Source organism: Arcanobacterium sp. (ex Cirak et al. 2026), from assembly GCF_053585065.1.
Genome location: NZ_JBQJCE010000009.1, coordinates 50432 through 67160 on the forward strand (window position 1 = coordinate 50432; position 16729 = coordinate 67160).

Annotated in this window: 12 protein-coding genes; 4 read left to right on the forward strand and 8 right to left on the reverse strand. The window is 53.7% G+C overall.

All coding sequences use genetic code 11. The annotated features are described in order from the left end of the window. The 3 genes from ACTOVJ_RS05900 to ACTOVJ_RS05910 all read right to left on the reverse strand — a co-directional run bounded on the left by ACTOVJ_RS05900 (position 1) and on the right by ACTOVJ_RS05910 (position 2506). Positions 1-372 (reverse strand): DUF948 domain-containing protein, encoded by a 372-nt coding sequence (locus tag ACTOVJ_RS05900; RefSeq protein WP_449502185.1) that lies wholly within the window; start codon positions 370-372, stop codon positions 1-3. A 65-nt stretch (positions 373-437) separates the two neighbouring features. Continuing rightward, a complete protein-coding gene (rpsD, locus tag ACTOVJ_RS05905; protein ID WP_449502184.1) occupies positions 438-1061 on the reverse strand; it encodes a 30S ribosomal protein S4 in 624 nt (207 codons plus the stop codon). 110 nt (positions 1062-1171) lie between these two features. After that, positions 1172-2506, reverse strand: a complete 1335-nt coding sequence (locus tag ACTOVJ_RS05910; RefSeq protein ID WP_449502240.1) for a replication-associated recombination protein A — start codon at positions 2504-2506, stop codon at positions 1172-1174. A gap of 118 nt (positions 2507-2624) precedes the next feature. Here ACTOVJ_RS05910 and ACTOVJ_RS05915 point away from each other — a divergent pair, with 118 nt between their 5' ends. Then, the gene (locus ACTOVJ_RS05915; protein ID WP_449504128.1) at positions 2625-4859 is read left to right on the forward strand and encodes an MMPL family transporter; all 2235 of its coding nucleotides are present in this window, start codon (positions 2625-2627) and stop codon (positions 4857-4859) included. A gap of 2 nt (positions 4860-4861) precedes the next feature. Here the strand turns inward: ACTOVJ_RS05915 and ACTOVJ_RS05920 are convergent, their stop codons facing one another. Together ACTOVJ_RS05920 and aspS are read right to left on the reverse strand one after the other, a co-directional pair. Next, positions 4862-5587 (reverse strand): GNAT family N-acetyltransferase, encoded by a 726-nt coding sequence (locus tag ACTOVJ_RS05920; RefSeq protein WP_449503149.1) that lies wholly within the window; start codon positions 5585-5587, stop codon positions 4862-4864. 32 nt (positions 5588-5619) lie between these two features. Beyond that, complete coding sequence (gene aspS, locus ACTOVJ_RS05925) at positions 5620-7413, reverse strand: aspartate--tRNA ligase (protein ID WP_449502181.1); 1794 nt, start codon at positions 7411-7413, stop codon at positions 5620-5622. Between the two features lie 227 nt (positions 7414-7640). Here aspS and ACTOVJ_RS05930 point away from each other — a divergent pair, with 227 nt between their 5' ends. The 3 genes from ACTOVJ_RS05930 to ACTOVJ_RS05940 all read left to right on the forward strand — a co-directional run bounded on the left by ACTOVJ_RS05930 (position 7641) and on the right by ACTOVJ_RS05940 (position 12017). Continuing rightward, positions 7641-8414: a formate/nitrite transporter family protein gene (locus ACTOVJ_RS05930; RefSeq protein WP_449502180.1), complete on the forward strand. Its 774-nt coding sequence runs from the start codon at positions 7641-7643 to the stop codon at positions 8412-8414. An 84-nt stretch (positions 8415-8498) separates the two neighbouring features. Continuing rightward, positions 8499-9986, forward strand: coding sequence for an MFS transporter (locus ACTOVJ_RS05935; protein WP_449502179.1), 1488 nt, complete (start codon positions 8499-8501; stop codon positions 9984-9986). Between the two features lie 84 nt (positions 9987-10070). Continuing rightward, positions 10071-12017: a DEAD/DEAH box helicase gene (locus ACTOVJ_RS05940; protein WP_449504129.1), complete on the forward strand. Its 1947-nt coding sequence runs from the start codon at positions 10071-10073 to the stop codon at positions 12015-12017. A 57-nt stretch (positions 12018-12074) separates the two neighbouring features. Here the strand turns inward: ACTOVJ_RS05940 and ACTOVJ_RS05945 are convergent, their stop codons facing one another. From ACTOVJ_RS05945 to hisS, 3 genes are read right to left on the reverse strand one after another with little or no spacing between them, the layout of a single operon-like run. Then, entirely contained in the window at positions 12075-13661 is a 1587-nt protein-coding gene (locus ACTOVJ_RS05945) for a GTPase (protein WP_449504130.1), read from the reverse strand. Further along, on the reverse strand, positions 13658-15373 hold the full coding sequence (locus tag ACTOVJ_RS05950) for a dynamin family protein (RefSeq protein WP_449504131.1): 1716 nt from the start codon (positions 15371-15373) through the stop codon (positions 13658-13660). Before ACTOVJ_RS05950 ends, ACTOVJ_RS05945 begins: the two co-directional genes overlap by 4 nt. After that, positions 15366-16703 (reverse strand): histidine--tRNA ligase, encoded by a 1338-nt coding sequence (gene hisS / locus ACTOVJ_RS05955; RefSeq protein ID WP_449502175.1) that lies wholly within the window; start codon positions 16701-16703, stop codon positions 15366-15368. Before hisS ends, ACTOVJ_RS05950 begins: the two co-directional genes overlap by 8 nt. Between the last annotated feature and the right edge of the window lie 26 nt (positions 16704-16729).

Sequence of the window (16729 nt, forward strand, 5' to 3'; positions counted from 1 at the left end):
TTAGTTTTCCTGATTCTCTTCGCGGTGAGAGAAAGTAGTTTTCACTTTCGCTGCTCCCTTTCGTAGAGCGATAAACGGCGCTCCGACGGTGGAGGTTACGAGAGTAGTCATCGCGGAAATATCTTCTGTGGTTCGGGCAGCCGCTGCGGTGATCTGATCCAAACGAGCGACTTGATTATTCGCGCCAGCAACTGTCTGAGCTGCTTCGTCAATCGCTGGCAGGGTGTGCTCCGTGAGTTCACGCAGTGATTCAGCAAGCCGATCAAGTACACCAGAGAGCTTATTCAGGGGTCGAATCATGAAATACACGAGAGCCAAGAAGGCGAGCGCTGCAATAAGCGCCGCAATCTGTCCGAGAGTCACAGGTTCCATGGATGATAGTTTACCTGAATACAGCAACGCGCCGCGGTGAACCGCGGCGCGTTGCGAAGTGATGATCAGCGCGAGTAGTGCTCGACGACCATCTGAATCTCGCAGGTGACCGGGATTTCCGGACGCAGTGGGAGACGGACGAACTCGAAACGCAGCTTCTCAAGATCAACCTTGATGTACTCAGGAACAGCTGGCAGAACGTCAGCATGCTGACCCTGAGCAGCGGCAAGGAACATCGGCGAGGTCTGCGACTTCGGCTTAACCTGAACAACCTGGCCAGGCTTAACACGGAACGACGGGCGATCAACGTGCTTGCCGTCAACGAGGATATGGCCATGAACCACAATCTGACGAGCCTGGGCGATCGTACGAGCGAAACCAGCGCGAAGAACGAGCGCATCAAGACGCGATTCTAGAAGAGCCATCAGGTTCTCACCCGACATACCTTCCATCTTACGGGCTTCATTCCAGATCTTGCGGAGTTGAGCTTCGCGAATGCCGTACTGGGCACGAAGACGCTGCTTCTCCTTCAAACGGATCGAGTAATCGGAATCCTTGACGCGGCCACGGCCATGCTCACCTGGACGGTACGGGCGGCGCTGCATGTAGCGCTCAGCCTTAGGGGTCAGAGCAATGCCGAGGGCACGGGACATGCGCACAGACTTGCGTGCGCGGTTCTTCGAAGACATGTTTCTCCTGTCGACTTCTTGGCACATTTCACCGGATTTCAGCGAAACGCGGGGCCAACCACAAGGGCTAAGACCCCAGGTGTTGCATGAGCAACCCGATAACTATAGCACTATCCGTTCAAAATATGCTGGATCTTCGCCATTCGCTCCGTGATCTGTGCCTCGAAGCCTCGCTCTAGCGGCTCGTAATAAACAGTCCCACGCAATTCATCCGGAAGATACTGTTGCGTTGCAACACCATTGGGTAAGTCATGCGGGTAAATATAGTTCGTGTTATGTCCAGTCTGCGCAGCAGCAATCTTTGATGCCTTCACACTTTGATCACGCAAATGCACCGGTACTTGCCCGACTTTTCCAGCCCGAACATCGGCGATTGCCTTGTTAATCGCCAGATATGCACGGTTCGATTTCGGGGCTGTTGCCAGGTGTACCACAGCCTCGGCAAGGATAATTCGTGCCTCTGGCATACCCACGAGAGCTACCGATTGAGCCGCTGCAGTTGCTGTTTGAAGCGCAGATGGATCAGCCATTCCAATATCTTCCGCTGCTGAGATCATCAATCGTCGAGCTATAAATCTCGGATCTTCGCCGGCCTCAAGCATACGGGCAAGGTAGTGCATTGCAGCGTCCACGTCCGAACCCCGTATCGATTTAATAAAAGCCGAAATAACGTCGTAGTGTTGATCACCGTCACGATCGTAACGCACAGCATAAACGTCAACCGCCGCTTCGACATCGGCGAGAGTCACATGCGCTCCCCCGCCGCTTGCGGCTGCTTCAAGAATTGTCAGCGACCGCCGCCCGTCAGCTCCCGCAAGCCGGATGATTGCCTCACGAGCGTCGGCGTCAAGCGTGACGCAACCGGACAAGCCTCGTTCGTCAGCAAGCGCCCGATCGATCAGCAGCCCGACGTCGTCGGAACCGAGCGGATGAAGCGTGAGTAAGAGGGAACGCGAGAGCAGCGGAGAGATAACAGAAAAGGATGGGTTCTGTGTGGTTGCCGCAATGAGAACAACCCAGCGATTTTCGACTGCCGGTAACAGGGCATCCTGCTGCGTTTTGGAAAACCGATGAACTTCGTCAACAAACAAGACAGTTTCTTGCCCGTCGGTCATCAAGTGGCGCTTTGCGTCCTCGATCACGTTGCGCACATCTTTCACACCAGCAGAAACAGCGGAGATCTCGACAAAGCGCCGATTACCTGCTCTGGCGACGAGATAGGCGAGTGTGGTCTTCCCAATCCCCGGCGGACCCCATAAAAATATTGAAGACGCGGCTGACGCATCACCTTCGATCATCCGTGTCAGCGGTTGTCCAGGACCGAGTAAATGTTCCTGTCCAACCACCTCAGCAATCGTCCGTGGACGCATTCGCACTGCGAGAGGCGCATGCGAATGATCGGGTGTCCCGACGTCGTTAATTATTGCACTTTCAAAAAGATCCACACACCCATCGTAGGGGTTTCCCACGCCCAACATCAGTTGAAACCACGTCATTGACGTGACGCGTTCGCCCTTAAGAAAACTGCTATTCTCCTTGCTGCCGCAGTGCCACGATAGAAATATGTTCACAGGTATCGCTCGGATTGTTGATCGATTCCCTCGATCAATGGTGGCAGCGTGGGTCGCCTTCGTTGCTCTTGCATTACTCGCTGCAGTATGGGGTTTCGGTGCTGGTGGACTTTTTACGCGAATGGCAACCACCACGTCACTTGTCCCTGGCTCTCAGTCCGACATCGTTGCTCAAGCAACAAACGAAGAATCTGGGCATCGAGTGCTTATTTCCGTCACCGGCACATCCGCGCAAGAATCGCGAGAAGCGTTAGCTCAATTGCGACACAAGGTCGAGCCACACGGCCAAGTGACGGATCCGCTTATCGTTGCTGAAAAATTCGCGCATGCGAAGATTGACCAGCGCAACCGGGCGACTACTGAAGAAAAAACCGCCCAGTTGCGTGATCCAAGTGCTGATTTGATGAGTGCAGATGGATACGCCGTCGTCATCACTTATGACCACCCTGATGACGAACCGCGCGTGCTCGACGCGGTCAACACATTTGCTCGGACAATTGCTCCAGCTCATGCACGTGCTGTCTCTCCGCACCTGTTTGAACATGCCGTACTCGGACAGGTGACACAGGATCTCGTGACGGGTGAAGCAATCGGATTGCCAACAGCACTCGTCTTACTGATTGTTATCTTTGGCGGGCTACTTGCCGCCGGATTACCTCTCGTAACTGCAATAGTGTCGATCGTGATTGGTATGGGCGAAGTGTGGGGATTGACGTTCGCTACCACAGTGGATTCCTATATCCTCAATGTTTTATCCATCATCGGCCTCGCACTCTCAATCGACTACGGACTGTTGATGGTCTCGCGTTTCCGAGAAGAGGTCGGCCAGGAATTAGTTCGACATGGATATTCCCTCACCACCGGTGACCTCCCCGACGACGTTCATCATCTTGTGCACACTGCCGTCACTGCCATGATCACGACTTCTGGGCGTACAATCGCCTACTCCGCACTGACCATTATCGTCTCCATTTCTGGTTTACTCACGATGGCTCCCCCGATGATCAAGATGATCGGCGCCGGGGCTATGCTTGTCACTTTCATCGCGGTGGCATCAGCATTGACACTCTTGCCAGCATTGATTGTTCTCCTCGGTCAGCGGCTCGTTCGTCCATCGATTCTGACTCGAATCCCTCATTTAGGAAAGTTTGTGAAAGGCACGGGTGATCGCACAAGCGATGACGGAGTCTTCTCCCGCATTGCAGCAAAAGTCCACGCCCACCCGTGGCCAGTATTGCTTTCAACGGTGACATTACTGATCATTGCTGCCTTGCCAATTGCCTCGCTGCAAATGCGTTCGTCCTTCATCGAAAACGTTCCCCAGAATTCCTCTGTTCTCGTCGGGTATCAGGAAATCCAAGATCGATATCCGCTCCTACGCACACCCGAGGCAACAATTCTCTTTCCTCGCGGTGAAGAGGCACCAATACAACAACTGGCAGCGATAGACGGAGTCACACAGATCGGTGCTCCCCGTCAGCTCGATCATCGACAAGCAGTTGATGTTTATGTCAACGCGTTGGATCCCGTCGGCGCGAAAGTGGCCGACGTCGTGACCGCCTTGCGTTCAACATTCCCACGCGCCGACGTCGGTGGCGCAGCAGCGATGCAAGCAGACTTCAACACAGCTGTGCTCAGTGCAGCCCCAGGAGCAATCGCCATGATGACTGTCTCAGTACTGATTTTGCTGTTCTTCATGACTGGCTCGTTTATCGCTCCGCTCAAAGCACTCATCATTAATTCATTCTCTTTGATAGCGGGGATGGGAATCACCGTATCACTCTTCGAGTACGGGCTATTCGGACTGCCTACCGTTGGAGGACTTCAGACATTCGTTGTGACGTTGAGTTTCGCTTTCGGTTTTGGGTTGGCGATGGATTACGAAGTCTTCTTGCTTGCACGCGTGAAAGAGATGTGGGATAAGGGGAACTCAAATGACCGAGCCGTGGAACTCGGGCTTCAACATTCTGGGCGCATCATTACGTCTGCTGCAGCAATTATTATTGCGGTTTTCGTCGGTTTTATTTTTGCTGACATGCTGGCGATCAAGCAGATCGGAGTCGCCCTAGCCATCATTGTTTTCCTCGACGCATCAATCGTCCGCTTACTACTTGTCCCAGCGTTGATGACTCTCATGGGTAACTGGAATTGGTGGGCACCACGATGGGCGAAAAAGTTCTACGAAAAATTCCGTCTCGCGAGCTCAATGCCACGCGAGACGGAATAGTGTCAGCCCAACTCGATGAAGGGTTCTCGACGACCTTCAATCAGATGAGCCCCATTCGTCAGTCCGACACGTGAGTAAATTCGACATGCTCCCTCATTCCATGCCCACATACCAAAGTAAATGGCGTCATGGGATTCCAAAGCGATATTGACCGCCGCAACCATCAGTGTCGACGCATACCCGCGTCCACGAAAAGCCGGAACAGTGCCAAGACCATGGAAGTAAGCCAATCTCTGTTCGCCAACCACATGGGTTTCACATCCCATTACTGCCCCAACAGAACCTTCCTCAGCAAACGCAACAAACCACGAGAGCTTGTCGAAAGACTCATTGGCATCGGAAATGGGATTCGATGCAGCCAATGCCTCGCGAATATCATCGGCATACTGAGCTAAATCGTTACTCCCGTGAGTGAGCAATACAACGTTTTCGGTGCCTGCGACTGGTTGTAGCGGAGAATCCGCGTACCAAAACTCCCACCGATATCCCCATTCAGGACCGAGAAATTGCGCCATATCTTCCGGCAACGCTTCACGGATCTCAGTGGTCATAGTGGTGATGTCGGGACGCCAATCTCCACCAATCTGAGCGATAGCGGAAATCGCAGAGTCAGGATCCCCCGCTGCGATTAACTCACGCTGGCCATCTTTTTCTTCTAAGCGCACGCCGAACTGGTGGTCAGATTCCTCAAAGAGAACCCGACCACCCGTTCGCCCTTGCACAGTCATTTGCCAAAAGGCATAGCCAGAATCGTGTGCAGTCAGTTTTCTTCCTTCTTCACGCCCGATTTCTTCGGCTTGGCATCCACGCCAGCCTCCTTACGTTGCTGAGTTGTAATCGGTGCAGGAGCATCCGAAAGCGGATCCCAGCCGTTGCCGATCTTCGGGAAAGCGATGACGTCGCGAATCGACTTAGCACCGACCAACAACGAGACGATACGATCCCAGCCGAAAGCGATACCACCATGAGGCGGAGCACCAAACTTAAAGGCATCGAGGAGGAAACCAAACTTCTCCTGAGCAGCCTCAGCATCCAGTCCCATCACCTTGAAGACACGCTCTTGTACTTCGCGGCTGTGAATACGAATCGATCCTCCACCGATTTCGTTGCCGTTACACACGATGTCGTAGGCGTAGGCAAGCGCATTGCCCGGATCTGTATCGAACTTCTCCAGCCACTCCGGCTTGGGTGAGGTGAACGCGTGGTGCACTGCAGTCCAGGTACCATCGGAAATCGCCACATCACCTTCGGCCTGTGCCGCCTTCGTCGGCTTGAATAACGGAGCATCGACAATCCAGACGAATGCCCATTCGCCTTCCTTGATCAGGCCACAACGCTCGCCGATCTCAAGGCGAGCTGCACCCAGCAACTCGCGCGACGCTGTCGGCTCACCCGCAGCAAAGAAGATGCAGTCGCCATTGGTTGCACCTGTCGCTTCGAGAAGACCCTCGCGCTCGGCGTCGGAAATATTCTTCGCGACTGGGCCGCCTACGGTACCGTCCTCGGCAACCGTCACATATGCAAGACCCTTCGCCCCACGTGCCTTCGCCCACTCTTGCCATTTATCGAAGGTGCGTCGTGGCTGGGATGCGCCTCCTGGCATGACAACCGCACCGACATACTCGTTCTGGAACACACGGAACGGAGTGTCCTTGAAATATTCGGTCAGGTCGACAAGTTCTTGGCCGAAACGCAGATCCGGCTTATCCGAACCATACTTCTCCATCGCTGTTTTATAGGTCATGTGTGGGATCGGCGTCTCGATCTTGTAGTCGATCAGGCTCCAGACCTCAGTAAGGATGTCCTCGGCAACCTTCATTACGTCTTCTTGCTCGACAAAGCTCATCTCAACGTCAAGCTGGGTGAACTCTGGCTGACGATCAGCGCGGAAGTCCTCGTCACGGTAACAACGAGCGATCTGGTAGTAGCGTTCCATACCTGCAACCATGAGCAACTGCTTGTACAACTGTGGCGATTGAGGAAGTGCGTACCACGATCCTGGAGCAAGCCGAGCCGGAACAATGAAGTCACGCGCACCTTCAGGCGTTGAGCGAATCAAAGTCGGAGTTTCAATCTCGACGAAGTCATGGCCGTCGAGGACGCGACGCGCGGCTTGCGACACCTTCGCACGCAGGCGAATTGCTTTCTGCTCGTACGAACGACGTAGATCGAGATAACGGTACTTCAGGCGCGTTTCCTCGTTAACTGATCCGGCGTCTTCTGCGTGATCCGACACCTGGAACGGCAGCGGCGCCGAAGGGTTCAGGATCTCGAGTTCTTCGGTTTCAAGTTCGATATCGCCAGTGGGAAGATTCGGGTTAGCATTGCCTTCCGGACGCTCCCGTACGACTCCCGTAACTTTCACAACAAACTCGTTACGGAGCTCATGTGCAACCTCTTCGCGTACTGTGACCTGAGCGATGCCTGAAGCATCACGCAAATCAATGAATGCGATGCCGCCATGATCACGGCGACGATCAACCCAGCCTGTGAGAGTAACTGTGGAGCCGATATCTTCCTTGCGCAGGGAACCTGCCATTCGCGTGCGAAGCACGTGTCCTCCTTTTATCTTGTGTACACCCGCGAGACGAGCGGGCGGCACTTCACGCGAGACGGGCGCGGAGTGCAACATCCAGTTTACGCCCCTTGCGTGTCCTCCTCTCTCTGGAACACAGGTGAGTCACTCCTCAAACGCGCATCCACGTCGGACAGAAGTCCTGCGTAGCCAGCGATGTTGACACTAAGATGATCAGGCTAACCAACTTTTCGGAAGGAACTGCCGTGACAATCACTGAATCCATCACCCAGCAAGCCGACGTCGGCCTCGCAAAGTCAGCGAAAGCGAATAATCCCGGCGGTTATCTCGTCGGGGGCTCACTTGCGGGAGCTTTCGTAGGAATCGGATGTTTGATCATGTTTGCCGCAGTGTCCAAACTCTATGTCGCGGGTTCATCAGTTTCTGGATTGATGATGGGGCTGACCTTCGGTATCGGACTTGTTCTCGTAATATTTGCAGGCGGAGAACTCGCAACATCAGGAATGATGATTATGCCGCTCGCCGCGTTGAAGAAAGCTGTCACCGTTGCGCGGGCATCGTGGTTGATCGTCTTCATGCTCATCGGCAATCTCGTTGGTTCGATTGTTATGGCTGCGCTTTTCACGCTATCCAATGTCTTCGGCCACAAAACCGCAAACTGGCAGATGCTTGATGCCGTTGTTAGTGGCAAATTGTCAAAGGGTGCCCCAGAAATCTTTTTTCGCGCCGTCATGTGTAATGTTATGGTCTGCCTCGCCATCTGGACGATTGGCCGAATGAAGAATGAAGTTGCTCAGATTATCGTCATTGCGTGGGCAATCACAGTCTTTGTCGCGGCAGGTTTTGAGCACGTGGTTGCGAACATGACGATCTTCTCCCTTGCCCTGATGAACTCAGCTGGTGGAGCACATTTGTCGAATGTCGCACTCGCTCTTCTTCTGGCTGGAGTGGGCAATCTCGTCGGTGGCATGGTCGTTGTTGGCGGGTCATTTGTCTTAGCTTCACACATGGAGAAATAAGCCTTCAGTCGGAGGAAAATCGGTGCCGCGGTTCATACGTGTTGGTCTTGCACCTTGAGGCATTTTCGCGAAACGATTGGTTCTGTGAGTAATAAGCAACAATTTACCGAGTCTCAGAGCGAATACTGGTTGAGGCTTTTATCCGTCATTCTCATTTCGCTCATCGCTTTCGAAACAATCGCAGTGACCACTGTGATGCCATATGTGGTTGATCTCCTCAACGGGAAAAACCTCTACGCACTGGCCTCGGGAATCACTCTCACAACTCAGCTCATTACCACAGCGCTTGCTGGCCGATGGGCCGACAATCGTGGGCCGAATCAACCGTTGCTCACCGGAGCTGCTTTATTTATTAGTGGTCTCCTCATTGTTTCTGTGGCACCCACTGTTGAAGTCGTCGTCCTCGGACGTGCTATTCAGGGACTCGGATCGGGTCTTGTCGTCGTGCCGCTTTTTGTCCTTGTCGGTGCCCACATTCCAAGCGACCGCCAACCTTCACTTTTTGCCACCTTTGCGGCAGCCTGGGTCGTTCCGTCGCTTCTCGGACCGGCAGTCGCTGGACTCATTGTCGAGTATGTTCATTGGCGTGTGGTCTTCGCTGCTGTCCCCCTTGTTCTTTTGGGGATGTTCCCACTTCTTGTGTCGAAACTCCGCCTGTTCCCTGATACTCATGACCCGCGCGCACGATTCCGATTGGGAGATACTTTTACGTTCGCGCTTCTGGTAGGAATTTCGGTTGGCGCTTTGCAGATGCTCAGCACACTCGGCGACGACGGTTTCAAAACTTGGGCTCTTGCGATGATCGCGATTTGCTCGGTTGCGGCTTTCTTTTTCGTTCGTCCGCTTGTCCCTGCCGGAACCCTGTCTGCCCGACGCGGGGTGCCCTCGATTATTCTCCTTCGCGGAATCGTTTACGGCACATACTTCGCGGTAGAGATTTACCTACCGCTTATGCTCAAGAACGTTCACAACTGGGGTCCAAAACGTGCTGGTCTCGTGCTCGCCGCAGGCGCTGTGACTTGGGCTCTGGGCTCATATCTACAAAGTTGCGCAGGCGAAGAACGCAGAAAACGCATTCCCACGATTGGTGTCATTTGTCAGATCATCGGTTCAGCAATCACCATTGCTGGATCTTTCCACGAAGTCACAGGGGTTCTCGTTATTGTCGGCTGGCTCATCGCAGGCCTCGGCACCGGATTGACCTACCCACTCTTGCTCGTTTTCGCTCTCGGATATACGCCGAAATCCCGTCACGGCAAAATCTCTGCAGCAGCTCAAATCGCAGACAATATGGGCGCGGCCGCGTGTATCGCTTATGCAGGTATTGCATTTTCCATGACAGTCGACCTCGGTCATTGGGCATTTCTTACTGCAATTTGTTCGATGTTAGTTCTGCTATTAGCAGGTCTTGTTGTCTCACGACGACTCGGTTTGGAAGATCCTCCCTCTGCTGAATCGAGCGACGAGTCCTGTGCCACCGGAGTCACTGCTACACCGAACGCATACCAGCACGGCGATGTTGTGTCCGAAAGCACCACGCCAACCTCTCCAGATAACGAAGAAAACAAGTAGGCTGGAAGAACGGCCTTGCCCCACTAGTTCAGATGTGTTTTCCGGGGATGGCCAAGGGGCCGATTCCCCAGATTGGATATTTTTGTGACCACATTTTCTGAACTTTCCCTGCCCGAAAACCTTCTTCAGGCTGTGACCGAACTCGGTTTTACACAGCCCACCGAAATCCAAGAACAGGCCATTCCGCATCTCCTTACTGGCCATGACGTCATCGGTGTTGCACAAACCGGAACAGGAAAAACCGCCGCCTTTGGCCTTCCGCTTCTAACCCACGTTGATGCGGAAAAAGACGAAGTCCAGGCACTTGTTCTCGCTCCAACTCGCGAACTTGCGATGCAGGGTGCCGATGCAATCTCGACGTTCGCTGCAAAAACTGGCGGACTCGAAGTCGTCTCTGTCTACGGTGGTTCGCCCTACGGGCCACAATTACGGGCTCTTGAGCGCGGCGCACAAGTTGTTGTCGGAACGCCCGGCCGTATCATGGATCTCATTGAACGCAAGGCACTAATCCTCTCGCATGTGACGTACTTCGTGCTTGACGAGGCCGACGAAATGTTGCGTATGGGCTTCGCAGAAGACGTCGATACCATTGCGACATCCTTGCCGAAGGAACGCATTACTGCTCTGTTCTCCGCAACTATGCCTTCCTCAATCCGTCAGGTTGCCCAAGAGCATATGAGTGACCCTGTCGAAGTCACGGTGACGCGTCCGGCGTCAACAACCGATACGATTCACCAGACTTACGCAGTGGTTCCGTCACGGCATAAGACTGGCGCGTTGGCCCGAGTCCTCGCTACCACCGAGGCTGATGCTGCGCTCGTATTCGTACGTACCCGTGCAACCGCGGAAGACCTGACGATCGAACTTTCAACACGCGGTGTCCAAGCTGCCGCCCTCTCTGGCGACGTTGCTCAAAAAGATCGCGAAAAACTCGTCAATCGTCTCCGTGAAGGTTCCATCGATGTCCTCGTTGCGACCGACGTCGCCGCGCGTGGCCTCGACGTCGAACGCATCGGTCTCGTCGTCAATTACGATGTCCCCAAAGAAATTGATACCTACGTGCATCGTATCGGCCGCACTGGACGTGCAGGTCGCGAAGGAACGTCACTGACATTCGTCACGCCAAAGGAAAAGTTCCGTCTGCATCGTATTGAAAAAACAACTGGTGCCCAGATGGAAGAAGTGGATCTTCCAACCCCTGCACAGGTCTCTGCACTTCGCGCAAGCCGGCTGATCGAATCTGCGATCGAACGCGTCAATGTTGGGCGTCTGTCGGTCTACGAAAAAGCAATCGAAGAGTTCCTTACGCATCAAGCTGACTCTGAGTCCCCCATGAGCCTGGAGCAACTTGCATACGGTCTGATCGCGATGGGAGTGCGCGACCCTGGACCTCGTGGCGATGACGAGCCTGAGCATCTGTCCATCCGTGGGGGGCGCGATGAGCGTTTACGTACTGAACGTAATGGCCGCGGACGTGACAAGGGCGGACGTAAAACCTTTGCACATAACGGAACAATGTATCGCGTCGAAGTTGGTAAGAAGGATGGCGTAGCTCCAGGGGCTATCGTGGGCGCTCTGACGAATGAAGGTGGCCTTACAGGTTCTCAGCTGGGCAAGATTGATATCTACCCCACCTTCTCGCTGGTCGAGATTGCACATGAGCTTGATGAACGCACAATCTCTAAAATCTCCCGTGCACAGGTTTCTGGACGTGAGCTGGGCATTCGCAAAGATCACGGCCCTGCAAAGGGCACACGGGGCTCATTCAAGCGTGACGGCGGTTTCAACAAGCGTGACGGCAGCTTCGGGCATCGGAAGAACCGCGATGATTTTGACCGACGTCCCATCCGTGACTACATTGATGACCCTGATCAGCAATCTCGACGAGATCGTGAACGTTCCGCTCGAGATCCGTACGAATTCCGAAAAGCACGTGCTGATCGTGCCTTCGGCGATCGACGGAAATCGAACGAACGCGGAAGCTTTCGCAAGAATGGCTTTCGCAAGGGCGATTTTCGAAAAGGGCGCTAGGTAAGTGACGAGTCGCCGGTTTCCCACTGCGGAAGCCGGCGACTCGTTTTCTCTTGCTTAGGCCTTGACGTTCCCCATGATTATCATGGCGTCCACAAATCCCTTATACACATGGCGCTCATGAACAAGCGGCTCAAGGACAATATCCTCAGATGCATGAAGGACAGCATTCTCGATCCGCGCCCGTACACGGCGCTCAACCTTCGCTTCCCCACGTCGAACAAAAAATGCACCACATATGCTCAAGATAAGGCCAACGGCCATTCCAAAAATGCACAGAAGTAATGGCACCTCAAAAATTCCCAGTCGCGCAGGGTCCGGCAAGAATAGGCCCAGGGTCGGACCAAAAATTTTCAGTCCGAGCCAGAGATAACCTGTGATCGCTACAAACGCAAACAGCCACTGCATAACGTTAGCGACGCGCCACCAGATCGGCGTCCGGTCAGGCTCGACATTCACGCTAGCGAGCAATGTGTCGATCCGAGAAAGAAACTGTTCGAGATGGTGCTGTCCCTGTGTCTGTACTTCACGTGCCCACATCCTCGGCATTCCCTCAGTGGCACGGGCGCAGAACCGTCGGCCTTCACCCTCAGCGGCTGCAAGATAGCCTGGAGAAGGAATCAGGCCCGTCGTGGGAGCGACTTTGCCCATCGGTGTGTCCAAACGCAAAATTTTCAGAGGATCACGACGCTGATGGAACCACCGTGTAAACCACCAACTTGTTCTCAAACTTGCACGAATACGATACGATCCGCCCGCAGCCCGTGCCACAGTTTCAGCGCCGCTTGCTTGCGCCACAGCATGTGCGACAGGAGAAAAAGATGGCATCGGTGCCAGTTCATATTTGCCATGATCTGCAACGATGGTTGCACTGATTCTATTTGACATCATGCGCAGATCCGCTGCGATCTTGGTTCGCTGAGCATCGGCTGCCTTCACTTTTGCTCCGAGTAACCGGGAAAGCTCAACTAGACCTTCCCCACTCGCCACGGACACAGGCAGAACGCGAACGCTAACCCCATCGTCAGTCACTAGCCGAGCAACGTCTCTTTCAACATATTGACGTTCGTCGGGATCGAGCATGTCCACTTTATTCAAAACGACAACAAGTGACTCAGAGTGTTCGCGCAACTGGGAGAGATAGTCTTCGTGAACTACGGCATCAGCGTATTTCTGGGGATCTAACACCCACACAGTGACATCGGCACGATCGATAATTTCGCGTGCTTTGCGTTGGTTTTCTATCTGCATCGAATCGATATCGGGAAGATCAACCAACATAATTTTCCCAGTTGTGGAAAAACGCTCCCCCAGCATCGGACGGACGTGGCGACGACGGATGTCGAGCCAGTTAAGTAATGCTGGTTCATGGACATTCATCACAGCCATCGGATCAGATGTCGTGGGGCGCAAAGGAGCAACCTGTGCAAGCGGTTCTCCTGCAATCGCGTTGACAAGAGCGGATTTTCCAGATCCGGTTCCTCCCGCGAAAGCGATCACACAGATGTCGTCTCCCACTTGAGTACGAGTAACGGAAAGCTCGAGAACTTTCAAGGCTTCGTCGATGATTTCCTGGGGAAGAAAACCCTCGCCCACATCAAGGGCATTTCGAAGCGCACCGATTCCTTCAGCGACGCATGTCATCGAATTTTTCCTTCCCTGTTAATCTGTGCAAATGCAGCCTCTAACTCCTTTTTGATCTCTTGAGAAATATCTAGGGATTCGAGCGCGTCGTCAAAAATACGACGATCTGTCCTCACAAAATTTTCAACGCGATCATTGAGCAATTTCTTTGCTCGTTGCGCAAGTCTTCGAACGGCATCCTCACCGAAAATCGCTTCGAGCAGCTTTTGTGCAACAACGGCAGTACCACCCGCCACAGCGATCTCACCGCCAACAAGTCCTCCTGTCGAGGCGAAGACGACGATGATCAGTGCTACTCCCACTGCATTCACAGACGTTGCAAGTGCTCGTGCCATTGTTTTCTTTCGTGTGCCCTGCTCACGCACAATCTCAAGGATATCTCCGCGCCAATCGTGAATGAGGTCAGCAGCTACAGCCTCACGCTCGGATCTGTCACGTAGATTCTCATGCACATATTTGACCAACGTCTCAGCAACCCCCACGGACTCCCACGCTCGAAGTACCTGTGCAATTGCTGCCTCGGTTCGTTCCACAAGCAATGCGATCAGGCCGTCGTCGATTGCGGACTCTATCTGAGTGGTCGGGGGATTCGTCCGAGTTGTGAAGTAGGAAGAAAGACGATCACGCATTGCGCTTACTCCGCCTTCGAGCCGTCGCATCCACTCCCCTGTTCCCACTACATCCTGCCAACGAGAAAGCACCTCGCCGCGAAGAAGGGTTCCATCAACTAAAGTCTGTGCAAACTGTTCGTCAGCCGTCGCAAAAGCAGAATCGATGTCCCAGCGCAAAGCATCGCGGGTGGCAAGCTGATGTCCATATCCATCGAGAATAGTTGATGCATACCCAGAAAGAGCCTGAACTGCGCCGTAAAGAGTTTGGCGGACGACACTTGCTCGCGCAGCCTCGTCGTCAGCGATGGTCATCAACCAGCGACGGACTGATTCAATATCAGCATGTGCAAGTCGGCCATCTTCCAGCTGTTGTTCGGCAATCATAAACAAAGGAGCACGTGCCAATGCGCGTTTTTCGAGACGCGAGACAAGATCCGAGCGGACGTCCGCCCCGACGCCTGGTGGTACACGATTGAGAACGATACCCAGAACGATATTACGTTCAGCAGCTTCTCCTAGAATCACCCATGGAATTGCATCCCCGTATCGCGCTGCTGTGGTCACAAAGATCCACAAATCTGCTGCCGCCAGGAGCTGTGAAGCCAGCTGACGATTCTCCTCAACGACGGAATCAATATCCGGAGAGTCAAGCAACGCTAAACCTACGGGAATCGCCTGCGATGAAACCAGTTCAAGTGCCAGGGAAGAGTGCTCGTCAGTCTCGCCACTCACTCGCGCAAGTTCCGGCAAGATCCGGGCATCAGCAAAGGCTTCGGCATCATCAGGATGAAAGATAAGTGTTGGACGACGCGTCGTCGGACGAATTGCGCTAGACCGCACAACACTTTCACCGACGAGTGAATTGACAATTGTGCTCTTTCCCGCACCCGTCGATCCTCCGACAACACACACTAACGGAGCGGAGAGATTTTCGAGACGCGGAATGAGATAGTCACGCAACTGGGAACGTGAATCCGCGACGATGTCGCTGATTTCGTCGGCACTGCGAAGGGTGAATGGGAAATGCAAGCGCTTCAGCGTGTCCTCAAGCACATATAAAGATGCGAGAAGATCGGAGCTGGGGCGATGCAATTCACTCATGGGTCAGGCTCACTAGCTGTGCCACCATGTCTTGTTCCGGCGGCATCCACGAATGTTGGTCAGCACTCACCTGCTCGCCCGAACGAATATCCTTGACCTGCTCGCTGAGAACACCGTTATTTTCCTGAGTAAACCATACAAATGGAATCCCCCGACGCTCTGCATAGCGAATCTGCTTGCCAAATTTTTGAGTGTTCGGGGAAACTTCCGTGGCCACCCCTCGTGCACGTAGACTCATGGCGATCTTATCCGCATGAGCTCGTTCACCTTCATTGTTCACAGCGATAAGAACAGCAGTGGGAACCTTTCGCGAAGCGCCAACGAGTTCCTTTCCAATGACGCGAGCAAGGATACGTGACACTCCGATGGAGAGCCCCACGCCCGGGAAAGTTCGCTTGCCATCACTGACGAGAGAATCATAGCGTCCACCTGAACACACAGAGCCCAAATCTTCATGTCCAACAAGGGTGGATTCGTAGACCGAGCCAGTGTAATAATCCAGGCCACGTGCAATTGACAGGTCAGCAACAACCGAACCCTCAATGAGTTCATTCGCGCCCTCGATTAAGCGCACGAGTTCATCAAGTCCTTCGTCAAGGAGGTCATTACGGAACCCAAGAGCAAGCACTTCGTCGGCAACGCGAGCATCCGTGCCGCCGATGTGAGCCAGCTTGAGAGCAAGCTGTGCTTGTTCCTCACTTGCACCGACGTTCTGTGCCAAGGTGGCTGCCACTCCAGTAGGGCCAATCTTGTCCAGTTTATCGACGATTCGCAGCGTCTCTTCTATATCTTCAAGACCAATAGCATCAAAGAATCCCTGAGCAACCTTGCGGTTCGATGCGCGAATCACAACGCGTGGAATTGGAAGCTTCGAGAGAGCATCAACCATAACCAGCGGCAACTCCACCTCGTGGTGAAAAGCGAGGGTGTCTTGGCCAACGACATCGACATCAGCCTGAACAAACTCACGGAAACGCCCATCCTGCGGACGCTCACCGCGCCAAACCTTCTGAATCTGGTAACGACGGAACGGAAAATCGAGCTTTCCAGCGTTTTCCAACACGTAACGAGAAAGCGGAACCGTCAGATCGAAGTGGAGACCGAGTTCAGCATCCTGTGAATCACCGCCCTGCAAGCGGTTAAGGAGGTAGATTTCCTTCGAGGTCTCGCCTTTCGCAAGGAGGCGAGAAACGGGCTCTACCGCACGAGTCTCAATTCCACAGAAACCGTGGAGCTCAAAAGTCGATCTGAGCGTGTCCAAGGCACGCTGTTCCACGATTCGTTCTTGCGGTAGCCATTCGGGAAAACCAGACAAAGGTGCAATCTTCATAAACTTTAGTATCTCACGTCTTGGCT